This is a genomic window from Lysinibacillus sp. AR18-8 (assembly GCF_001705465.1).
GTDB classification, from domain to species: domain Bacteria; phylum Bacillota; class Bacilli; order Bacillales_A; family Planococcaceae; genus Lysinibacillus; species Lysinibacillus capsici.
In genome coordinates this window covers 63,609-85,207 of record NZ_MDGU01000009.1, presented here as the reverse complement: position 1 = coordinate 85,207, position 21,599 = coordinate 63,609, and the positions used below count along the sequence as shown (strand labels likewise).

The following is a 21,599-nucleotide window of genomic DNA, read 5'->3' as shown; positions in this document are numbered from 1 at the left end:
GATGTGGCAATGAAGAAATGGCTACTATTCTTTGATGATGTTTATTTGAGCTGTCTTAGCATCCTTCTTTGTAATGGTTGTATTTTTGCCAACAATGACGGAAATCACGACAATCATTGCCACGACGATCGTAAACCAAGAGATGGATTCATTTAAAAATAGCGCAGCAAAAAGAATCATTAAAAATGGCTGTAAATATTGGATCTGACTAACTCTTGCAATACCTCCTAAAGCCATTCCCCCATACCAAGCAACATATGCTAAAAACTGACTGACAACAGCTAAATATAACAGGCTAACCCACGCTGTAAGAGGGGCATGTAGCATTTCCAAGGAAAATTGGGAAATGACAGGGACAATAAAAAAGGGAGCCGCCATCAAAATAGCCCAAGCAATCACCTGCCAGCTCCCTAATTCCTTCGCTAACTGTCCTCCTTCTGCATAGCTAAGACCTAATATTACAACTGCTGCTAATAATGCTAGATCTGCCATATGTAATTGGCCTAAGCCTAAAAAGCTAGCATAAATAATAACGGCTATAGCCCCAATAACACTCGATAACCAAAACTTAAATGAGGGACGTTCACCTGCTCTGAATAAAGCAAAACCCGCAGTCGCTAAAGGTAAAAGTGCTAATTCTACCGCTCCGTGAGAAACTGGTAACCTTGTCATTGCCCAAGATGTAAGTAAAGGAAACCCTAATACAGCCCCAAAAGATACTATTATCAAGCTTTTAAATTGTCTAGCAGTTGGTAGTCTTTCTTTTCTTACAAGTAAAACAATGGCTACGATGAACGCCGCAATGACAGCTCTCCCCAATCCTACAATTGTCGCTCCAAAATATGGTACAGCTGTACTTGTTGCAGGTAACGTTAGACTAAAGCAAATTACGCCCACAAATCCTAACAGCAAACCTATTTTTTCTTTTCTTTTATCCTGCATGTTCTCATCCTTTCATTTTCCTCTCCATCTGTCCCTGGTATAATCCATAGTAAGTGGCGCTATCTCAAAAATAAACAGAATTTTCTACCAACTGTCCTGGTACAGATAAAGGAGGAAGGATGATGATTGCAAAATATTTAGAAGTTGTAGAGGACATTAAAGAGCAGCTTGCTAATGGTGTGCTCCTTACAGGCAGTAAACTACCTTCCGTTCGACAACTGTCTGAGCAATTTTCCTGCAGTAAAAATACAGTGATAAGAGCGTATAATGAATTAGAAAAGGAGCATCTTATTTTTTCCAAACCCAAAAGTGGCTATTATGTTGTGAATAACATAGAGCAACCAACTACAAACCAACAAGTTATTGATTTTTTATCAGCTGGCCCAGACAAAAGCATTATGCCCTATATTGAATTTCAGCATTGCATCAATCAAGCTATCGACACATATAAAGAAGAATTATTTAGTTATAGTGATCAGCAAGGGCTTTACTCGCTGCGTGTACAATTGGCTAAGTATCTACAGGACTTACAGGTCTTTACTGAACCTGATCGATTATTTGTTGTCTCGGGCTCACAGCAAGCATTACATTTACTAGCGGCAATGCCTTTTCCGAATGGTAAAAATAATATATTAATAGAACAGCCTACCTATTTTGGTTTTATAGAATCTGTCCATCTGCAACAAGCTACAACTTTCGGGATTGATTTAACAATGGAGGGCATTGATTTAGATCGTCTTGACTATATTTTTCGCAATAATGACATTAAGTTTTTTTATACTGTGCCGAGATTCCATAATCCTCTTGGTCATAGCTATACAAATGACGAAAAAAGAAAGATTGTGGAATTAGCAGAAAAATATGATGTTTATATTGTGGAGGATGATTTTTTAGGAGATTTAGATCCTAATAAAAAAGCGGATCCGTTTTTTTCTTTTAATCCCACTGGCAGGGTTATTTATATTAAAAGCTTTTCAAAAGTATTTCTTCCGGGTTTAAGAGTAGCCACAGTCGTCCTTCCCGCTATAATGACAAATCATTTTCTACGTTATAAATTTAGTGCTGATTTCAATAGCTCTGTGCTCTCGCAGGGTGCCTTAGACATTTATTTAAAAAGCGGTATGTTTAATAGTCATATTAAAAAGATTAAAGAGCTTTATGTAAGAAAAATGAGCGTTTTACAGGAGGCTTGCGAATCATTACTTCCCACCTCTACTAACTATACGAAACCAGTATCAGGCTTTTATCTTTCCATTATTCTTCCTGATAATGTAAGTGCTAGGCAGGTGGTTCATTTATTAAAGGAAAAAAATATATTGATGGATGACGCTGCTAGAATGTATCTACCAGAATTTAAAAAGGATAATCTTATTCGTTTAAGTATTTCTCAGGTAGATGAACCATTAATTTATACTGGTATTGAGGAACTAGCACTGTGCATTTCATCATTTGAACGTAAAATGCGCTATCCAAATCCCATTCACCTATTGTAATAAAAAAAGGCATTGATTGTGAGCAAGCTACACATCAATGCCTTTCGTTTTAAATTATTTTAAATGACTATCGAAGAATTTTACCATGGCATTATAGAATTCAATTCTATTTTCTTCATTTGCAAAGCCATGTCCTTCATTATCTTTTAGCATGTACTCTACATCCACACCTCTAGCGCGTAAGGCTTCCACAATTTGATCGGATTCTGCTTTGTTCACACGTGGGTCATTTGCTCCTTGTGCGACAAATAATGGTGTTTTGATTTTATCTGCATGGAAAACTGGTGAAACAGCAGTTAACAATTCTTTGTCTTTCTCTGGATGACCTACGCGCTCATAAAACATGTTACGCATAGTTTCCCAGTAAGGAGGGATGGTATTTAATAATGTAAATATGTTAGATACTCCTACATAATCAACTGCAGCAGCATATAAATCAGGTGTATACGTAATACCCGCTAATGTTGCATAACCACCAAATGATGCCCCATAAATACCGATGCGATCAGGGTCTGCAATGCCTTGGTCAATTGCCCATTGGACACCATCAGTGATGTCATCTTGAATCTTCAGACCCCATTGCTTATTACCAGCCTGAAGGAATTCTTTACCATATCCAGTTGACGAACGGAAATTCACCTGTAGCACTGCATAGCCACGATTAGCTAATAATTGTACTTCTGGATTGAAGCCCCACATATCACGTGCCCAAGGCCCACCATGAGGATTGACAATAAGAGGGAGATCTTTCGCTTCTTTATTTTTCGGTAAAGTTAAATAGCCATTAATCGTTAAACCATCTCGGCTCTTATATGAAATTGGATGCATTTCTGCCAGTTCATTCGGATTTAACCAAGGGCTTAAAGTGGCCAACTCGGTTAATTCATCTGTCGTAGAATCGTAATAATAATATTTTCCATAGACAGTATCACTTGAAACACTCACAATAAATTTTGTCATTTCTTTATTGTAATCGTTGATACCAAGCTCACTTTCATGCACATTCAGCTTGCTTTGGATTTTACGGAAAAGCTTTTCAAAGTTCTCGTCAAAGAATTGGTAATGTGGTTTATCTGTTATATACGCACCATATAGCAATTTATCGTGTTCGGCACTATATAAGACACCAGAAACATCTACTTGATCATTAGACATAATTACTTCTTCATTACCTTTTAAGTCGTATTTCACAACTTCTACTTTGTCTCTACCTTTGTTAGATGTAGCGTAAATGTATTGATTGTCTTTTGAGAAAGCTAGTGGCATTACTTCATCTCCAGCTTCCATTTCAATAAATGGCTTGAATTCATCCTTTTCAGAATCTCGATAAAGAATCGTTCCTTCCACACCATCTGAGGCTACAGCAATTCGTACATTTCCATTGCGATCTGCTAGCCAGCTCGTAATATTACCCGGATTTTTTGCAACGTGAGTTGTTTCCCCAGTCTTTACATTCAACTTGTAGACATCAAAAACTGTTGCATCTTCCTTATTCATCATGATAAGAATTTCATCTTTAACACCCTGTAGACCACTTAATATCCCAACTGTGACGTTTGGATATGGCGTTAGATCTTTTTCCTCAGAGTCATTAAATGTTGTAGAATAAATATGGAAATTCTCATCTCCACCTTTATCCTTTACGTAGAGTAAATTATTATCCTTCCAGTAAAATCCTGCAACGTCTCGATCTTTTGAATTGGAAACACGAACAGGCTCACTATCATCATTCATCTTTTTCACGAAAACATTCGCTCTGTTCTCCCAAGCAGAGGAAAAAGTAATGTAATTGCCATCTGGCGAAAGTTCATAACCAAAATTACCAGGATTTTTCATAAAGTCTTCAACTGAAATTTCCTTTACACCTTCATGATTGGAACCATTTTTTATTTGTTTTGCATTGTTTAAAATTTTTACTGCATCTTGTTTTGAAATTGCTTCTGTATTTAATGATAAGCCATTAAATAAACCAATCTTATTGGCCTTCTCTAAATAGTCAGCAAGTGAAGCTTCTTTTTCTTCTTTATTTAACGCTCTAACTAAAATACGAGCCGCTTCATCACGTTTAATTGTCAAACTTAAATCTGTGAATTCTCCAGCCTTGACCCATTTATCAATAATTTGTTGACGCATTGAATCTGAACCATGTTGGAATGTTAAAGTTGTTACAGCTAAATTCAAAAATTCCTGCGCTGACACATGTTCTTCTTGTGCTGTTACTGTGCTATTAGTTTCATTTGCAGCACGGACTTCTTGCATTGTTGCAGGAATAACTACAGAGGTTGTTAAAATAATTGCTAACGATGCAGATAAAAATCTTTTTTTCAAAATGATTCCTCCCTATATCAGTTTACGCTATATCGTTTGTCGATATATTTAAATTATAACAATTTTAGCATTATTGTCAATAATTGAGAGGTTTTTAATTAAGCCAAAATGAAAGCGAACTATATAGAATAGTTCGCCATACCTCTATTAAAATTTCCTGCTTGCTCCCCCACCAGCAGAAGATCCGCCACCAAATCCGCCAAAGCCCCCTCTACTTGAACCTCCACCAAAACTTCCTGGATAACCGCCATAGCCTCCAGAGCGAGGACCTCCGCCGCCTTTCGAAAAGAATGAATAGATAATAATAACAACGATAATGATTAGGATAATTAACCAAGTGGGTATGTCATCCTCTTCTTTTGTTTGCGCTGGCAAATCACCGTTCCAATTATACTCTTGGGCAACAGCGCGGAAAACTTCAGAATAGGTTGCTTGAAAAGCTTGGTCTAGATTACCAGCACTTGCTGAGGGATAAAATGCATTATCTAAAATGCGTCCTAATTTACCATCTGGTAATGCTCCTTCTAGTCCCTGACCCACTGCAATTACAACGTCGTTATTTCCTTCCCCTTGACCTAAGGTAGCTAAAATTAGGACACCGTTATTTTTATCCTTGTCACCAATGCCCCATGACCGAATCAATTTTGTCGCATACATTTTCGGCTCTTGTCCATGAAGACTATCAACTGTGACTACCATGATTTCAGCACCCGTGCCTTGATCCAACTGCTCGGAATATTGATTTATCTCTTCTTTGACATTCGCAGAAATTACATTGGCAAAGTCATGTATATACGTATTTTTCATCGGTGATGGCATTGTTGCTTCTGCTAGATTCGAGAAAAAAAGAAGCACCGAACAAACGATGATTATCTGTACAATGCAGCGTTTCATTAATGTGTACCCGATTGACTAAAATCGATAGATGGTGCTTTGTCAGCTCCTGCTGTGGCTTTAAAGTATTCTTTTTGTTCAAAGCCAAACATCCCTGCCATTAAATTCCCCGGGAAACGTTTAACATGTTTATTGAATTGCTGCACCTCATTATTGTAATCCTCACGTGCTACTGCCAGACGATTTTCCGTACCTGCTAGCTCATCCATTAACTGGCGGAAGTTTGCATCTGCCTTTAAGTTTGGGTAATTTTCTACAACTACTAGTAAACGACTAAGAGCGCCAGTTAAAGCATCATTGGCAACAGCTTGCTCCTCTGGTGAGCTTGCACTTCCCATTTGTGCACGTGCCTCCGTAATATTCGCTATCACCTCTTGCTCATGATTCGCATAGCCTTTCACAGATTCCACTAGATTGGGAATCAAATCATAGCGACGTTGGAGCTGATTTTCAACTTGTGCCCATTTAGAATCAACATTTTCCTCGGCTGTCACCAGACTATTGTATTTAGGTATAAATAATAAGGCGATTACAACAAGAATGATGACAATTATTCCAATTGGTCCAAGTAACTTTTTCAATTTTAAGCCTCCTTGACTTGCTTTTCATTCTATCTTTAGTCTACATTTTTACCTTTACATTTATACCGTATGAAATTGAATTGACACGACATACTAAATACTGCAACAAAAAATTATTGAGGAGGCGTTTTTTTTGTCACAATCGTTTTACAATGAATCATCAAACCAAACAAATTTAAATCAACAACATAGCCTAAATCATGGTGGACATGAAATGATGGACATGCATGAAACAATTGGCGAAATTATTGCAGGTATGAACCAAGCGATTATTTTGCGTCCCCATGTAAAAGATCCTGAATTACTCAACATTTTGGATCGCCAATATAATTTCACTCTTGGTATGTACAATACGATCGTAGAGTCCTTTAAAACAGGACACGATCCATCTGTTCCAACAGGACGCTACCAAATGGAAACAGGAAATGATTTCAAATATGGCCTAAATCCTGGTCAACCAAAAAAGCCGATGCAAAACGCTAATGAAATTAATGATGAAGCTATTTCCGGATTTTTACTTGGAGCTCAAAAAGGAGCAGCAAAATGTATGACAACTGCTGCGTTGGAGACAACAAACCCTGTAGTTCGTCGCGTTGTTGCGGATAGTATTCCTAACTGTATTGAGATGGGATACGAATTATCCATTTATCAAAATAAACACGGCTATTATCAGGTGCCTCAGTATTCCCAACAGGATATGCAAACGATGCTGAATGCATTCGACACAACATCTAATCCCCTTCATTAAATAAGAACAGCACAAAAAAAGCGAACGAGCATGTCGTTCGCTTTTTCAGCTTTATAATACTTTTCCTAAAAACGCTTTCGTACGGTCGCTTTGGGGATTGCCGAATAGTTCCTCTGGAGACCCTTCTTCTACAATATAGCCCCCATCCATGAAGACTACTCGATCACCTACTTCACGAGCAAAGCCCATTTCATGTGTCACAACTACCATTGTCATCCCTTCAGCTGCTAGATTTTTCATAACATCTAGCACCTCTTTTACCATTTCAGGGTCAAGTGCTGAAGTTGGCTCGTCAAATAAAATAGCTTTTGGCTTCATTGCTAAGGCACGAGCAATCGCCACACGCTGTTGCTGACCACCTGATAGCTGCTCAGGATAATTATAGGCCTTGCTGTCGAGCCCGACCTTTTTTAATAGCTCATGTCCTAAAGCTTCTGCGTCTGTACGATTCATTTTACGAATTTGCATAGGTGCCATCGTGACATTATCGATAACAGTCATATGCGGGAATAAGTTAAATTGTTGGAACACCATACCCACTTCAGCGCGAATTTCATTGATATTCGTTTTAGGATCATTAATTTTTACATTTTCAATATAAATAGCACCATCCGTTACTTCTTCTAACATATTGATGCAACGGAGAAATGTACTTTTTCCTGAACCAGACGGCCCAATAACACAGACAACTTGTTTTTCTTGAATTTCATAATCGATTCCTTTTAATACTTCAAGCTTGCCAAAGTATTTGTGTAGGTTTTCAATTTTTATCATCTAGCTTCCCGCCCTTCTACCTTAGCTTTACGAGGGACATAGCTATTGCTAAATCGTTTCTCGATAAATGCTACAATCTTCGTTACACCATATGTCAACACTAAATATAATAATGCTGCAACGATATACGGTTCCCAGAAGCGGAAGCTTGCACCAGCTACGACCTTACTAGCGTATAAAATATCTGGTGCTGCAATTACAGTTACAAGTGAAGAATCTTTTAATAATGCAATAAATTCATTGCCCAATGGCGGAATCATACGTCTAAATGCTTGAGGTAAAATGACCTTACGCATCGCTTGGTTATGCGTTAATCCAAGAGAGCGAGCAGCCTCCATTTGCCCTTTTGCAATGCTTTGAATCCCTGCACGGAAAATTTCCGCATTATAAGCAGCACAGTTTAAAATAAGCGCTGTAATCCCTGATACCATATAACCTAAAGAATGACCAAAAATTGTTGGAATAACTGCTAAGTGAATTAACAAGATTTGTACAAGCATCGGTGTTCCACGGAATAAATCGATATATAGTTTAGATGGCCAATAAATCCATTTTTTACTCGATAATTTTCCAAGGCCTAAAAATAGTCCTAATAGAATACCGCCAAAATAACCACTAAGTGTCAAAATAAGTGTTACGCCAATACCTCGTATAAACATATCTCGGTAGTTCCAGACAATGTCCCAGCGTAAGTCAAAGATGTCCATCCGAAAACCCCATTCCCCTTTAAATTACAATTAATAAATGAGCTGTTAGCACAGTTACTATGTTAGTAGCATCATTTCATTCATTTTTATTGAAAATCAATGCCTGTAATTTCTTTTAATTTACCGTTTTCTTTAATCTTTTTAAGACCTTCGTTTAATTTATCTAGCAATTCTTTATTCCCTTTTTGAACCATGAAGCCATAGTATTCTTTTTCGAATGCATCATCTTCAATTACTTTTAGTTTTTGATCTGGGTGAGCTTTGATATATTCATAAACTACTGCATTATCTCCGATAGCTGCATCAACATTACCATTTAGCATCTCTTGGATAGCGATTGGCTGACTTTCAAACGCCATAATATTTGTACTTGCTTCCCCTTGTAGCTTTTTCGCTGCCATATGACCAGTTGCATTGATTTGTACAGATACTTTTTTATCTTTTAATTCATCAAGAGATTTAATCTTTGAATCTTCTTTCACAACAATTAATAACTGAGACTCATAATACGGTTCTGTAAAATCAAATGATTCTTTACGCTCTTCCGTAATTGTGATTCCAGAAGCACCGATATCTGTTTCACCGTTCTTAATTGTTTGGAACACTGGCTCCCATCCAATATTATTCCACTCAACCTCAAAGTCCATCTCATCTGCAATAGCTTGTAGAATATCGACATCAATCCCTACAATTTTCCCTGAATCGTCAACAGATTCAAATGGTGCAAAAGTTGCCTCAGTACCTACTTTGTAAACCTTTTTGCCATCTCCACCATCTTCTGAAGATGAGCTACCTGAAGATGCATCATCTTTTGTACCACAACCTGCAAGTGCTAATGTTAAAGCTGCAATAATCATCAGTAACATCCAACCTGTTTTTTTCATTGTATTTCCCCCTAGTTCGATAATTTTCCGAATTACGTATTATTTTTCGCAATTCGGAAATGTTAGACTATTAGGTCAATTATATTAACATTATAGTATTTAGACAACAACTTTTCGCATAAAATTAAATATTTTTTCATATAAATTTATAATAAATTCATATAATTTGAAAAAACATGTATAAATAACAAGAAAATTAACCTAAAACTAATATATATACAATTAGAACCATGCCAAATTTCGATAAATTTAGGCAAAAAAAAAGAATCCCCTCAGATAGGATTCTTTTTTTCGACTATTACTAGTCTCACGTACAGTATGTTCACTAAAAAATAATTTGGAGTTGTTGCTTTTTTGAAGGTTTGAAAGGAATAAATAGGGGAATAATGCCAACTAGGACAGTATTCCCTTTATTCTTCCTCTCGATCTCCAGTAAGCAGGCTGCTAAACTACTTATTAGGAGATGAGCTATAACAGTATATCAATTGATCAGTAAAATGGCGCCCTCGGAGGGAATCGAACCCCCAGTGCAAGAACCGGAATCTTACGTGTTATCCATTACACCACGAGGGCAAAAGACACAAAAAAAAAGTACTCACTCTAGGCTTACGAAAAGCATGATGTAGATAACCCTCATTTTTGAAGCATACCTGCAAAATAGTGTCCTGTACTTTAAACCTTATAACCTTAATCATTATACAAGCCTATCCTATATAATTCAACCATAGAATGCAAAAACAATTTATTTTTTTTAATTTCACTTTAGCAGGGTTAATATTTGACCTTCCCTGACTATAATGTGTATGATAAGGATACAGCTGAAATACAAAGGAAAATTTTCAGCAAAGGTATTCGAATTTAGCTTTTTAAGGAGGATTTAACATGAATTTAATTCCTACAGTTATTGAACAAACTAGTCGTGGTGAGCGTGCATATGACATTTATTCACGTCTACTTAAAGACCGTATTATCCTTTTAGGAAGTGCTATTGATGACAATGTTGCTAACTCCATTGTCGCTCAGCTTCTTTTCCTACAAGCAGAAGATCCAGATAAAGATATCTCTCTTTATATTAACTCACCTGGCGGATCCATTACGGCTGGTATGGCTATCTATGACACAATGCAAATCATTAAACCACAGGTACAAACAATTTGTATTGGTATGGCTGCATCAATGGGTGCTTTCCTACTTGCAGCTGGAGAACCCGGTAAACGTTTTGCCTTACCAAATGCTGAAGTCATGATTCACCAACCACTAGGTGGTGCACAAGGTCAAGCGACAGAAATTGAAATTGCTGCTAAACGTATTCTATTCTTACGTGAGAAATTAAATGGCATTTTATCTGAACGCACTGGTCAACCACTTGAAGTCATTGCAAGAGACACAGATCGTGATAACTTCATGACTGCTGAACGTGCAAAAGAATACGGTTTAATCGATCATATTATGCACCGTAGCGATAATAAATAAAAAATAGAAGGCATCACAGAATTGCTCTGTGATGCCTTTTGTATTTAATGAATGTTAATCTTCATTTTCAATAATTGTTGCCAATGCTGTAACCGCTTGCTCAGCATCGTTACCTTCACTGCTTAAAGTCACTTCGGTACCTTTAGCAACTGCTAAGCTCATAACACCCATAATGGATTTGGCATTTACTTTTTTCTCATCTTTTTCTAGAAAGATATCAGCACTAAAACGATTTGCTTCTTGCACAAATAGTGCTGCTTGTCTAGCTTGTAGTCCTAATTTTAATTTAACCTGGACTCTTCTCTCAATCATTCTCAAAACTCCCCTTCACTACCGTTCGTCTATTAGTTTTATCTTACCTTACTTACTGGCAAAAGAACAATAAGCGATTAGCATGACATTCATACCTGAAAAGTATGATAACTTAACCACCTATTTTTTCACCACGCCTTAATGCATCCGCAATCTCATCAATTTTTCTCAATCGATGGTTAACACCTGATTTACTAACCGTTCCACTAGATACCATTTCACCAAGCTCTTTTAATGTCACATCTTGGTATTCAACACGGAGACGTGCTATTTCACGAAGCTTCTCCGGTAGTTGATCAAGACCAATTGAATTTTCAATAAATCGAATATTCTCAACCTGCCGTAATGCTGCTCCAATGGTTTTATTTAAATTGGCAGTTTCACAGTTCACAATACGGTTGACACTATTACGCATATCTCGCAAAATCCGAACATCTTCAAATTTCATCATAGCCTGATGCGCTCCAACAATATTAAGGAAATCTGAAATTTTTTCTGCTTCTTTTAAGTAAGTTACAAAGCCTTTTTTACGTTCAATTGTTTTGGCATTGAGTTCAAATTCATTCATCAAATCCATTAATGCCTCACCATGTTCTTTATATAAAGAATAAACCTCTAAATGATAAGCCGATGTTTCTGGATTATTGACGGAACCTCCTGCTAAAAAGGCTCCTCTTAAATAAGCTCTTTTTTGGCCGCTCTTTTGAATGAGCTTTCTTGAGATAGTATGGTTAAATTGAAAGTCGTCTGAGATGATTTCTAAATCAATTAATAGCTCACGCGCTCCTTCTCTTACACGGCATATATACACATTATTTTTTTTCAATCGCATTTTCTTACGAACAAGTAATTCAACATTGTACGGATACAATTTTTTCATAATCGTATATAGTCTTCTGGCAATTGCAGCGTTTTCGGTTTGCACGTCTAAGCTTAGTTGTTTATTTGCAAAGGATAATGAACCATTCATACGAATTAGGGCAGAAACTTCTGCTTTCATACAATGATTGTCCGCTTCTATTTGTGTCAATTCTTTTTTTGTTTCAGAAGCAAAAGACATATCACGCCCCCCTTTCAATCATGATTTCTATGTATATGTTCATCTTACCATATACAATAAAGCCATTATGTTTCTATTATTGGTCCTCTTACTTTTTGATGGTAAATATCAGCATAATCTACCAGCCATTCTGCAACATTTGTAGCATTATGTCGAACCGTTCCATCTGGTCGAATTGTAGCAATGTCTCGTTTGATAACTTCTAAACCCATACTTTCAAGCTTTGCTACGTCAAATGTTACTGGTTCCGCTCTTTCTTCTTTATACAGTTCTTTTACAGGGTTAGGGAGTTCTTCATCATTTACTAAAATGGAATCGATAAAATCATGGCCAACATGCTTATGTATGGCTGTTACATGATCGCCTGCTGTATAGGAAATGGTTTCACCCTTTTGTGTCATTAAATTACAAACATATATTTTTCTTCCTTTAGCCTTAACAACTGCTTCACCTATTTCCTTAACAAGCAAATTCGGAATAATACTTGTATATAAGCTTCCTGGTCCTATTAAAATATAGTCTGCACGAAGTATTGCACGAATAGCTTCTGGCAACGGTTGCACATTTTCAGGTACTAAAAAAACGCGATTAATGCGTTTCGTCGCTGTCGGGATTTTTGATTCTCCCTCGATAATTGAACCGTCCTCAAGCACAGCATGTAAGGTGATTTTTTTATTAGCTGCTGGAATAACTCGACCATGAACTTTTAAAACCTTTCCCATCTCACTGATAGCATGATTGAAATCACCAGTAATATCAGTAAGGGCTGTAAGCATTAAATTCCCTAAGGAGTGACCTCGTAAGTCTTCAGATGCCGAAAAACGGTATTGAAACATTTGCTCTACAAGGGGCTCAATATCTGATAATGCTGCAATCACATTACGTACATCGCCAGGCGGTGGGATATCGTAATCATCACGTAAACGACCTGAAGATCCACCATCATCTGCTACTGTTACAATAGCAGTAATATCAAATGGGTGATGCTTCAGACCGCGAAGTAACGTGGAGAGCCCTGTGCCACCACCAATTACCACAAGCTTTGTTTGCTTTTTCCCCATTCACTCATTCCTTTCTACGATTAATATCACGATGCGTAATAACCGTATTTTCCTTGCCCGCAAAATATGCACCAAAAAATTCTGCTAATGTCACGGAGCGATGCTGGCCCCCAGTACAACCAAAAGCAATAACAAGCTGTGATTTACCTTCTTGTCGATAGAGAGGAATCATAAAGTCTAATAAATCCGTCAGTTTTTGTATAAGGATTTGCGTATCTTCCAACGCTAACACATAAGAAGATACCTCTGTTTGAAGACCCGTTTTTGGACGTAGCTCCTCCACATAGTATGGGTTTTTAAGAAAACGAACATCAAACACTAAGTCCGCATCAATCGGCATACCATGTTTAAAGCCAAAGGACATAATGTTAACGGTAAAAATAGTATCTGCCTCACTTGCAAATTCTTTTACGATTTTTTCACGTAATTGCTTTGGTTTCATGTTAGATGTGTTATAAACAAAATTGGCACGACCCTTTACTTCAGATAAAAGTACTCGTTCCTGTTTAATTCCATCTAGAGGTAAACCATTCACTGCTAATGGATGTGCACGTCTCGTTTCTTTATACCGTCTGACTAATGTGGCATCATCTGCATCTAAAAATAAAATACGAGCAACAATATCGCCTTCTTTTAGTATATGGTCTAATGCGCCAATTAGAGCATCAAAAAAGTCTCCTCCGCGCATATCCATTACTGCTGCAATTCGGGTACTGTTTTTACCAGAATCTCTTAATAAGGTTAAAAAAGTTGTAAGTAACGCAGGTGGTAAATTATCAATACAGTAATACCCTAAATCCTCAAAGCTTTGAATAGCTACTGTTTTCCCAGCCCCAGACATTCCTGTAATAATAACCAATTCATGTGTACTTTGTTGGCCTTCAACCACCACTGTCATGCAACTCCTTTATTGTTCTTTTGAAATTTGTATTTTCTGATGAAGTAATTCAAAATTCGTTGTATAGTCAAACGTGCCATACTGAATGCCTGATTGCGAAACAGCAAATTGTAAATTAGTTCGATCTCCTTCAGCCATTGGCAAATGTGCTAAATCCTCTACTGGGTGCCATGCAAGTTTGCCTTCTCTTGTTTCTTCGAATGGTACTCCATCTACATCCTTTGCAACAAATGTATAGAGCATCCATTCATCCACTACGTCATTGTTCTCTTTAATGATCATCGTATAAACACCCTTTAAATGAACATGTAAAGGTATGACGTTTGTCTCTTCTTGAAACTCTCGAATAGCAGCCTCGAAGATTGACTCGCCACTCTCCATTTTCCCCCCTGGAGCTACATACCAGCCTCGTCTTGGTTTCTGAAGTAATAATACTTTACCGTCTTTTACGGCAATTAAATTTGCAATTCTTTGCATAGGCACACCTCTAATCACTTTTGCATTCTACTCTTCATTATAACAAGACCTTGTAAGTTTTGTCCTCATTTACAACTCTTGTACGCAGACAATTAACAATTTAGTTCTATTCAAAGATAACCATTTCATCTTGGGCGAAATTTACGTTTATCGTGATATTATTATTTGATTTTTTACACATAAAAAAGTAGGTTGCTCCCACCTATTGGAGGCGGAAACAACCTACTAAACAAAATAAAAGGGGGATTGCTAATTACATTTTTAATCATACACCTTTTATATGTCATTCAAGTTACAGCAATATTAAAACCACATTAAAATTGTATTTTTTTCCTTAAAATAGCCCTATTAGGCATTAATTTTCTCTAATAGCTCTTCTACATAATGTTGAACAGCTTGCGCGGCAATACTACCGTCACCAGTTGCTGTTACAATTTGACGAAGTGATTTTTCACGAACATCTCCAGCTGCAAAGATACCTGGAATTTTTGTTTCCATCGTTTCATTTGTCAAAATATAGCCAGCCTCATTTAAAATACCTAATGACTCAAATGGTTTCGTTAAAGGAAGCATACCTATATAGACGAAAACACCATCTGTAGCAAATTCAGATTCTGTACCATCGACAGTTGATTGTAGTGTTACACTGCCAACTTTACCATTCGCTTCATTGATTTCTTTTACAGTTGCATTCCAAATGAAATCAATTTTTTCATTGGCAAAGGCACGATCTTGGAGAATTTTTTGTGCACGTAATTTATCACGACGGTGGACAATTGTCACTTTATCAGCAAAGCGAGTTAAATAAACACCCTCTTCAACAGCTGAATCTCCGCCACCTACGACAACTAGATTTTTTTGTTTAAAGAATGCTCCATCACATACTGCACAGTAGCTGACACCACGGCCACCAAGCTCTTTTTCACCAGGCACACCCATTTTTTTATACTCAGCACCAGTGGTGATAATAATGGCACGTGTTTTATATTCTTTTGCACCTGATTTAATTGTTTTATATTCTTCTCCATCGATGATTTCCGTTACATCACCATAGGCATATTCAGCACCAAATTTTTTAGCATGCTCAAACATTTTTGTAGAAAGCTCTGGTCCTAAAATTGTCTCAAAACCTGGGTAGTTTTCTACTTCTTCTGTGTTTGCCATTTGTCCACCAGGAATGCCACGTTCAATCATTAAAGTAGACAAATTTGCACGAGATGTATAAACAGCGGCAGTCATCCCAGCAGGACCTGCACCAATAATTACTACATCATAAATTTTTTCTTCCGACATAAATACTTCCCCCTAAACAGAATACTTTTTATCTTCATTCAACCAATACATCTAACGTCATCTATAGAAGAAGATCAATGACGCTAAGGAAAAATTGGTGATAGCGTTAGTATGTTCATCGTATGTGAAAGTATAAAGTTATTCAACTATGTTGCTCACACATTAATCATGACTGTTTGGCAAAAACGTTAAGATTTCGTCAATATACTTTGATAAAGTAGATACAGAAACGCCATATTGCTGCGCAATTTCCTTTTTTGTCACTTTAAGCATTTGTGAAGATCTGAATAAATAATCATTTGCTCCTGCAATTGCTGTTGGATTTGTAAAACGATAATTTTCTATTAAAGCTTGTTCACATAGCACAAACCACATTTGAAACAGCGGTACAATTAATGATGATAGCTTTCCATATTGTTCTAATAAAATTTCTGAGACCTGTACTGATCGTAAAAAGCTTGCTTCTACTTTATTTTTCTTATCAAATTCATGTCCAAGTGCATAAGCTAAAAACAATTTTTCAAAAGAGCCTAATTGTTCAATATTAATCCATTTCGGATGGGCGATAATTTCTTGCTTATGCGCTGTACCTTTCAGTAAAAATAAACCAAAAATGCGCTCACTCGTATAAGTGCTCTCTAATTTTTCAACAATAAAATCACGATCATGCTCCAATGCATCAAGTCCAAATTCATTTTCTTGTTGGCGCCAAGGTTCGAAGCCCTCTTTGTCTGGGTCTAGCTCTAGAAGCTGATCCCACGCACTTTTCGAAATCTCCTCATGTCCTGAGAAATAAGCAGCATGGGACAGCCAAAAGTAAAATCCTGCATCTCCTACATAGCCTCTCTTTTGCATGCTGCGCAACCATTTATAGGCTAATTCATATTGGCTGATTAAGGCTAAGGTAGCACCAAGTTTATAACGATGCTCCCAAGTATAGGGTTGAATTTTAACAAGAACATTTAACAGTTCTTGTAAATCATCTTCATTTTTTTCATAATACGCAATTACCGTTAAATTGCATAATGCATGTAGATTGCCCTTATTTTCACGTAGCACTGTATGCAAGAGAGCCTTTGCTTGCTCTTCTTCTCCAACATAAAAATAAGCGAGTGCTAGATTATTATAGGCTGACCAAAATGCTGGTCGATCTTCAATTAAATCTTCTAAAATAGTAATAGCTTCAGGAAAATCTCCCTTTTCCATACAACGACGAGCTTGCTCCTGACGATATAAATCCTCACCAGAGCCTTCAAGCTCTTCAAAATCATCTTGCTCAAAAGCGACAAACTCTAATATTTCTGCTGCTTCATCGGCATAAGCACCCTCAGGTTCTAGCTTTAAATATTCTTCTGCAAAGCGTTTTGCATCATGCATGATGCCTACACACCCTGATACTTCTGCCATGTAAAATATGATTTCTGGATTATCTGGATCAATTTGATAGGCGCGACGAAGTAGGTCATACGCTTCCTCAAAACGTTGACCTTCTAACTCTACTATGGCTAACTGCAAGATAATCATTGGATCGTCGGGACTTAAATCTACCGCACGCTGTAAATATTTATAGGCTTTATTCATTTGTCCACTGTTCATTGCTTGAATTGATTTCTTATAATAATAGTCGCCTGTTGGAATGAACGACACTATATTCGATTGAGTCTCATTTTGACGTTTCTTTTCCAATATATTTCCTCCGAAACAAGAAATAAGGAACGTATTCTACGTTCCTTTACACAGTAACTCCTATTATACCACACAATCAATAATATGCTGTTATTTCTCCTCGTGACGTTTTTCCAACACATGCAGAACATCATAAATGCTTACTTTTTGTTCTTGTAATAATACGAGTAGGTGATAAATTAAATCAGCTGCCTCCCATTTTACTTCCTCAGCATCTCGGTTTTTGGCACCAATGACCACCTCTGTTGCTTCTTCCCCAACCTTTTTACAGATTTTATCAATGCCCTTATCAAATAAATATGTAGTGTACGCTCCTTCTGGCATTTCCTGCTCTCGCTTTTCGATGACACGAGCAAGTTTAGAAACGATGTCCACAGAGCCTACCTTCTCTTTTTGCTGAATAACCTCAGTGAAGCAAGAAATTGTCCCATTATGACATGCTGGCCCTGTCGGTAGAACCTCCACTATTAAAGCATCTTGATCGCAATCCGCTTTGATTGAAACCACCTGTTGTGTATGGCCACTTGTTGCTCCCTTATGCCAAAGCTCTTGACGGGAACGAGAATAAAACCAAGTTTCCCCTGAGTCAATTGTTTTAGCTAATGACTCCTTATTCATATAAGCTACTGTTAATACCTCTTTTGTATTGGCATCTTGTACTACAGCTGTAACAAGACCTCTCTCATCAAATTGAATGTTCTCTATCATCTTACTGCCACTCCTTTTTCACGTAAGTATTCCTTTACTTGCGCTACACTTGTTTCTTTATAATGGAAGATAGAGGCTGCTAGTGCAGCATCTGCATCTACCTCTTGTGCTAATACTTCGTAAAAATGTTCGGCATGTCCCGCTCCACCACTAGCAATCACAGGGACTGTCACAGCTTCACGCACTGCTTTGGTTAAGGCTAAATCAAAGCCTGATTTTTCTCCATCTTGATTCATACTTGTTAATAAAATCTCACCAGCTCCTAAGCGTACAGCCTCTTTGGCCCACTCAATGGCTGACCAAGGGGTTTTGTTGCGACCACCATGTGTATAAACCATCCATGTGCTATCTTCCTCACTATAGCGAGCATCGATTGCTACAACAATGCATTGTGCGCCAAAGTAATCAGAGCCTTCCTGTATAAGGGCAGGTCTTTCCAGCGCGGATGTATTCACTGAAACTTTATCAGCACCTGCTCGTAAAATACGCTTCATATCATCCAACGTACGAATACCTCCGCCAACAGTAAAGGGTATGGCAAGCGTAGCCGCTGTTTGACGAACCACATCTACCATCGTTTCTCGACCTTCATGTGATGCAGAAATATCTAAAAATACAAGCTCATCTGCTCCTTGTTCATCATAGAACTTCGCAAGCTCCACTGGATCTCCTGCATCTCGGATAGAGACAAATTGTATACCTTTTACAACACGACCTTCTTTCACATCAAGACATGGAATAATACGTTTTGTTAGCATGCCTTCACACCTTCCAACCATTGCTCTAATAAATAAACACCTAATTCCCCTGATTTTTCAGGGTGAAATTGCATGCCAGTCACAGAACCATTCATCACAATACCAGGTACTTGAATGCCGAAGTAATCAGCATAGGCAACAAGCTCTGATTCTACGATATCTGTTGCATAAAAGGAGTGAACAAAATAGACATGCTTCGCTGATACTTCATTGTGTAACCATGCAGGACGATTTGTCACAATTAGTTCATTCCACCCCATATGCGGTACTCTGTATGCTTGGCCCTCTTGGCTACCACTAAAGCGTTTAATACACCCCTTGAAAAACCCTAGCCCTTTTGTTGGGGTTACTTCATCACTTTGCTCGAATAATAATTGCATACCTAGACAAATTCCTAAAAGTGGACGGTTTTCTCTTTGTGCCTTCTGTAAATATTGATCTAAGTTTGTTTCAGCTAAACGCTTTCTGGCATCAGGGAATGCACCCACCCCTGGTAATAAAAGTGCGTCAGCTGTATCTAATGCCTTCTCATCAGCAGTTATAATAACTTCACAGCCTAGCCTTTTTAATGCCTGCTCCACACTAAATAAATTACCCATTCCATAATCAATGACACCTATTTTCACGTCAACAGCCCCTTAGTCGATGGTACGCCTTTAACACGTGGGTCAATTTCCACTGCGGCATCAATCGCACGTGCTAATGCTTTGAAAATTGCCTCAATAATGTGATGTGTATTCTGACCATAAGGTACAATTACATGAACATTCATCCTTGCCTCAAGGGCAAATTTCCATAAAAATTCATGCACTAATTCTGTATCAAACGTTCCTACTTTTTCTTTTAATGCTGGCACACGGTACTCTAGATGAGGTCGATTCGAGCAATCGACCACTACCTGAGCTAGTGCGTCATCCATCGGTACAAAGGCGTTACCATAGCGTTTTATGCCTTTCTTATCACCAAGTGCTTCTCGAACAGCCTGTCCTAATACAATACCAAGGTCCTCTGTTGTATGGTGATCATCAATATAAGTATCGCCATTTGCATGTATTGTGCCATTAAATAGTCCATGCTTAATAAATAAGTCAAGCATATGGTCCATAAACCCCACGCCTGTTTGGATATCTGCCTTGCCTTCACCATCTAAATCAATTGCTACAGAAATTTGCGTTTCATTCGTTGTACGCTCTATCTTTGCATATCGTTTCTTTTCTGTCATCGTCCTATTCCTTCTCCCATCCACGTGATTCCACTGCACGAGCATGGCCCTCTAAGCCTTCCATACGCGCTAAACGTGCAATTTTTGGTGCGTTGTCTCTCCAGGTTTTTTCACTATAGTAAACAATACTTGATTTTTTCACAAAATCATCAACATTTAAGCCACTTGCAAAACGAGCCGTACTATTAGTTGGAAGTACATGATTGGTCCCTGCAAAATAATCTCCAACTGGCTCAGAACTATACCGACCTATAAAAATACCACCAGCATGTCTTATTTGCTCAGCTAACGCCTCCGCATTTTCCATCACAATTTCTAAATGCTCCGGTGCTAATGAATTAATGGCTTCCACTGCATCTGCCAATGTTTCAGCTACATAAATTACCCCAAATTTCTCTATGGAGGCACGAGCTACTTCTTGACGCGGTAAGTTCAGCAGCTGCTTCTCTACTTCCTCAGCTACTTTTTTGGCTAATTGCTCTGAGGTTGTGACAAGAATTGAACAAGCTAGTGGATCATGCTCTGCTTGTGATAAAAGGTCTGCAGCAATTTCATCAGGATAGGCTGTGTCATCAGCCAGCACAGCAATTTCACTCGGTCCCGCAATCATATCAATGGCTACTTCTCCAAATACCTCTCGTTTGGCAAGTGCCACATAAATATTTCCTGGACCTGTTATTTTATCGACTGGGGAAATTGTTTCCGTGCCATAGGCAAGTGCGGCTATTGCTTGTGCCCCACCAACTTTATAAATCTCATCAATCCCTAAAAGGTGAGCCGCCACAAGTACACCTGCTGGTAGTTTCCCATTTGGCCCTGCAGGTGAAGTAATAACAATACGTTTCACCCCTGCGACCTGCGCTGGTATTACATTCATCAAGACTGATGAAGGGTAGGCAGCTGTACCACCTGGAACATATAGTCCTACTGCATCTAAAGCTGTTACCCGTTGGCCTAACCAAGAACCATCTCCCAGTTCTAGGTGATACCCTGAACGTATCTGTTGTTCATGATAAAAACGAATATTTTCTGCTGCTTCCGCTAAGTCTTTATATAGTTGAGGATCGAGTTCACTTACTGCTTCTTGTATTTCTTCTTCAGAGACACTTAAATTTTTAGGGACATAGCCATCCCATCGCTCAGTATAGGTGCGTAACGCCGCATCTCCCTGTGTCTTAACATCCGAAAGCACTTGTCGTACAACTTTTATTTGTTCTTCATTTCCTCCTTCAAGTGGTCTTTTTAAGGAAATGCCTTTTTCAAGCTTTGTTATTTTCATAGGATTAATCCCCTTTAGTCC

General features: G+C 38.0%; 22 protein-coding genes and 1 tRNA gene. 3 read left to right on the top strand and 20 right to left on the bottom strand.

All coding sequences use genetic code 11. The features are described 5' to 3' along the window. Positions 1-24 precede the first annotated feature (24 nt). Positions 25-942 carry a DMT family transporter gene (locus BFM98_RS08420; protein ID WP_066037092.1) on the bottom strand — a complete coding sequence of 306 codons (918 nt, stop codon included), beginning with the start codon at positions 940-942 and terminating at the stop codon, positions 25-27. A 122-nt stretch (positions 943-1,064) separates the two neighbouring features. On the opposite strand from BFM98_RS08420, the gene BFM98_RS08415 reads away from it, so the two are divergent. Continuing rightward, positions 1,065-2,435: an aminotransferase-like domain-containing protein gene (locus BFM98_RS08415; RefSeq protein WP_066037091.1), complete on the top strand. Its 1,371-nt coding sequence runs from the start codon at positions 1,065-1,067 to the stop codon at positions 2,433-2,435. A gap of 54 nt (positions 2,436-2,489) precedes the next feature. On the opposite strand, the gene BFM98_RS08410 is transcribed toward BFM98_RS08415, so the two are convergent. The 3 genes from BFM98_RS08410 to BFM98_RS08400 form a co-directional block, all read right to left on the bottom strand. Then, positions 2,490-4,763: a S9 family peptidase gene (locus tag BFM98_RS08410; RefSeq protein ID WP_066037090.1), complete on the bottom strand. Its 2,274-nt coding sequence runs from the start codon at positions 4,761-4,763 to the stop codon at positions 2,490-2,492. A gap of 147 nt (positions 4,764-4,910) precedes the next feature. Continuing rightward, a complete protein-coding gene (locus BFM98_RS08405; RefSeq protein WP_254660011.1) occupies positions 4,911-5,618 on the bottom strand; it encodes a TPM domain-containing protein in 708 nt (235 codons plus the stop codon). A 38-nt stretch (positions 5,619-5,656) separates the two neighbouring features. Continuing rightward, a complete protein-coding gene (locus BFM98_RS08400) occupies positions 5,657-6,238 on the bottom strand; it encodes a LemA family protein (protein ID WP_048390866.1) in 582 nt (193 codons plus the stop codon). 133 nt (positions 6,239-6,371) lie between these two features. On the opposite strand from BFM98_RS08400, the gene BFM98_RS08395 reads away from it, so the two are divergent. Continuing rightward, the gene (locus BFM98_RS08395; protein WP_004228038.1) at positions 6,372-6,986 is read left to right on the top strand and encodes a spore coat protein; all 615 of its coding nucleotides are present in this window, start codon (positions 6,372-6,374) and stop codon (positions 6,984-6,986) included. Positions 6,987-7,037: 51 nt separating this feature from the next. Here the strand turns inward: BFM98_RS08395 and BFM98_RS08390 are convergent, their stop codons facing one another. The 4 genes from BFM98_RS08390 to BFM98_RS08375 all read right to left on the bottom strand — a co-directional run bounded on the left by BFM98_RS08390 (position 7,038) and on the right by BFM98_RS08375 (position 9,924). Next, entirely contained in the window at positions 7,038-7,760 is a 723-nt protein-coding gene (locus tag BFM98_RS08390; RefSeq protein WP_048390865.1) for an amino acid ABC transporter ATP-binding protein, read from the bottom strand. Beyond that, positions 7,757-8,467 carry an amino acid ABC transporter permease gene (locus tag BFM98_RS08385; RefSeq protein ID WP_004228035.1) on the bottom strand — a complete coding sequence of 237 codons (711 nt, stop codon included), beginning with the start codon at positions 8,465-8,467 and terminating at the stop codon, positions 7,757-7,759. Before BFM98_RS08385 ends, BFM98_RS08390 begins: the two co-directional genes overlap by 4 nt. Positions 8,468-8,553: 86 nt before the next feature. Beyond that, on the bottom strand, positions 8,554-9,351 hold the full coding sequence (locus BFM98_RS08380; protein ID WP_004228033.1) for a basic amino acid ABC transporter substrate-binding protein: 798 nt from the start codon (positions 9,349-9,351) through the stop codon (positions 8,554-8,556). Positions 9,352-9,849: 498 nt separating this feature from the next. Beyond that, positions 9,850-9,924 (bottom strand) — tRNA-Arg (locus BFM98_RS08375). A gap of 309 nt (positions 9,925-10,233) precedes the next feature. Between BFM98_RS08375 and clpP the strand changes: the two genes are divergently transcribed. Continuing rightward, entirely contained in the window at positions 10,234-10,824 is a 591-nt protein-coding gene (clpP, locus tag BFM98_RS08370; RefSeq protein WP_004228025.1) for an ATP-dependent Clp endopeptidase proteolytic subunit ClpP, read from the top strand. A gap of 54 nt (positions 10,825-10,878) precedes the next feature. Here the strand turns inward: clpP and BFM98_RS08365 are convergent, their stop codons facing one another. The 12 genes from BFM98_RS08365 to hisD form a co-directional block, all read right to left on the bottom strand. Further along, on the bottom strand, positions 10,879-11,136 hold the full coding sequence (locus BFM98_RS08365) for an HPr family phosphocarrier protein (RefSeq protein WP_004228023.1): 258 nt from the start codon (positions 11,134-11,136) through the stop codon (positions 10,879-10,881). A 112-nt stretch (positions 11,137-11,248) separates the two neighbouring features. Next, entirely contained in the window at positions 11,249-12,196 is a 948-nt protein-coding gene (gene whiA / locus BFM98_RS08360) for a DNA-binding protein WhiA (RefSeq protein ID WP_004228019.1), read from the bottom strand. Between the two features lie 65 nt (positions 12,197-12,261). Then, the gene (locus BFM98_RS08355; protein ID WP_054549565.1) at positions 12,262-13,257 is read right to left on the bottom strand and encodes a gluconeogenesis factor YvcK family protein; all 996 of its coding nucleotides are present in this window, start codon (positions 13,255-13,257) and stop codon (positions 12,262-12,264) included. A 4-nt stretch (positions 13,258-13,261) separates the two neighbouring features. Next, positions 13,262-14,155 (bottom strand): RNase adapter RapZ, encoded by an 894-nt coding sequence (rapZ, locus tag BFM98_RS08350; protein ID WP_054549566.1) that lies wholly within the window; start codon positions 14,153-14,155, stop codon positions 13,262-13,264. A gap of 9 nt (positions 14,156-14,164) precedes the next feature. Beyond that, positions 14,165-14,632: an NUDIX hydrolase gene (locus tag BFM98_RS08345; protein WP_048390859.1), complete on the bottom strand. Its 468-nt coding sequence runs from the start codon at positions 14,630-14,632 to the stop codon at positions 14,165-14,167. 348 nt (positions 14,633-14,980) lie between these two features. After that, the gene (trxB, locus tag BFM98_RS08340; protein WP_054549567.1) at positions 14,981-15,925 is read right to left on the bottom strand and encodes a thioredoxin-disulfide reductase; all 945 of its coding nucleotides are present in this window, start codon (positions 15,923-15,925) and stop codon (positions 14,981-14,983) included. A gap of 162 nt (positions 15,926-16,087) precedes the next feature. Beyond that, complete coding sequence (locus BFM98_RS08335) at positions 16,088-17,611, bottom strand: tetratricopeptide repeat protein (RefSeq protein ID WP_048390855.1); 1,524 nt, start codon at positions 17,609-17,611, stop codon at positions 16,088-16,090. Positions 17,612-17,701: 90 nt separating this feature from the next. Beyond that, positions 17,702-18,319 carry a bifunctional phosphoribosyl-AMP cyclohydrolase/phosphoribosyl-ATP diphosphatase HisIE gene (hisIE, locus tag BFM98_RS08330; RefSeq protein ID WP_048390853.1) on the bottom strand — a complete coding sequence of 206 codons (618 nt, stop codon included), beginning with the start codon at positions 18,317-18,319 and terminating at the stop codon, positions 17,702-17,704. Continuing rightward, positions 18,316-19,077, bottom strand: a complete 762-nt coding sequence (gene hisF, locus BFM98_RS08325) for an imidazole glycerol phosphate synthase subunit HisF (RefSeq protein WP_066037088.1) — start codon at positions 19,075-19,077, stop codon at positions 18,316-18,318. Before hisF ends, hisIE begins: the two co-directional genes overlap by 4 nt. Then, complete coding sequence (gene hisH / locus BFM98_RS08320) at positions 19,071-19,703, bottom strand: imidazole glycerol phosphate synthase subunit HisH (RefSeq protein WP_048390850.1); 633 nt, start codon at positions 19,701-19,703, stop codon at positions 19,071-19,073. Before hisH ends, hisF begins: the two co-directional genes overlap by 7 nt. Then, on the bottom strand, positions 19,700-20,299 hold the full coding sequence (gene hisB, locus BFM98_RS08315; protein WP_004227994.1) for an imidazoleglycerol-phosphate dehydratase HisB: 600 nt from the start codon (positions 20,297-20,299) through the stop codon (positions 19,700-19,702). Before hisB ends, hisH begins: the two co-directional genes overlap by 4 nt. A 4-nt stretch (positions 20,300-20,303) precedes the next feature. Further along, a complete protein-coding gene (hisD, locus tag BFM98_RS08310) occupies positions 20,304-21,578 on the bottom strand; it encodes a histidinol dehydrogenase (RefSeq protein WP_066037087.1) in 1,275 nt (424 codons plus the stop codon). Positions 21,579-21,599 lie beyond the last annotated feature (21 nt).

Excerpts from the sequence above, each read along its gene's own strand:
- BFM98_RS08420 (WP_066037092.1), bottom strand. The coding sequence starts at position 942 with ATGCAGGATAAAAGAAAAGAAAAAATAGGTTTGCTGTTAGGATTTGTG.
- BFM98_RS08415 (WP_066037091.1), top strand. The coding sequence starts at position 1,065 with ATGATTGCAAAATATTTAGAAGTTGTAGAGGACATTAAAGAGCAGCTT.
- BFM98_RS08390 (WP_048390865.1), bottom strand. The coding sequence starts at position 7,760 with ATGATAAAAATTGAAAACCTACACAAATACTTTGGCAAGCTTGAAGTA.
- BFM98_RS08385 (WP_004228035.1), bottom strand. The coding sequence starts at position 8,467 with ATGGACATCTTTGACTTACGCTGGGACATTGTCTGGAACTACCGAGAT.
- BFM98_RS08380 (WP_004228033.1), bottom strand. The coding sequence starts at position 9,351 with ATGAAAAAAACAGGTTGGATGTTACTGATGATTATTGCAGCTTTAACA.
- clpP (WP_004228025.1), top strand. The coding sequence starts at position 10,234 with ATGAATTTAATTCCTACAGTTATTGAACAAACTAGTCGTGGTGAGCGT.
- BFM98_RS08365 (WP_004228023.1), bottom strand. The coding sequence starts at position 11,136 with ATGATTGAGAGAAGAGTCCAGGTTAAATTAAAATTAGGACTACAAGCT.
- whiA (WP_004228019.1), bottom strand. The coding sequence starts at position 12,196 with ATGTCTTTTGCTTCTGAAACAAAAAAAGAATTGACACAAATAGAAGCG.
- BFM98_RS08355 (WP_054549565.1), bottom strand. The coding sequence starts at position 13,257 with ATGGGGAAAAAGCAAACAAAGCTTGTGGTAATTGGTGGTGGCACAGGG.
- rapZ (WP_054549566.1), bottom strand. The coding sequence starts at position 14,155 with ATGACAGTGGTGGTTGAAGGCCAACAAAGTACACATGAATTGGTTATT.
- BFM98_RS08345 (WP_048390859.1), bottom strand. The coding sequence starts at position 14,632 with ATGCAAAGAATTGCAAATTTAATTGCCGTAAAAGACGGTAAAGTATTA.
- trxB (WP_054549567.1), bottom strand. The coding sequence starts at position 15,925 with ATGTCGGAAGAAAAAATTTATGATGTAGTAATTATTGGTGCAGGTCCT.
- hisIE (WP_048390853.1), bottom strand. The coding sequence starts at position 18,319 with ATGATAGAGAACATTCAATTTGATGAGAGAGGTCTTGTTACAGCTGTA.
- hisF (WP_066037088.1), bottom strand. The coding sequence starts at position 19,077 with ATGCTAACAAAACGTATTATTCCATGTCTTGATGTGAAAGAAGGTCGT.
- hisB (WP_004227994.1), bottom strand. The coding sequence starts at position 20,299 with ATGACAGAAAAGAAACGATATGCAAAGATAGAGCGTACAACGAATGAA.
- hisD (WP_066037087.1), bottom strand. The coding sequence starts at position 21,578 with ATGAAAATAACAAAGCTTGAAAAAGGCATTTCCTTAAAAAGACCACTT.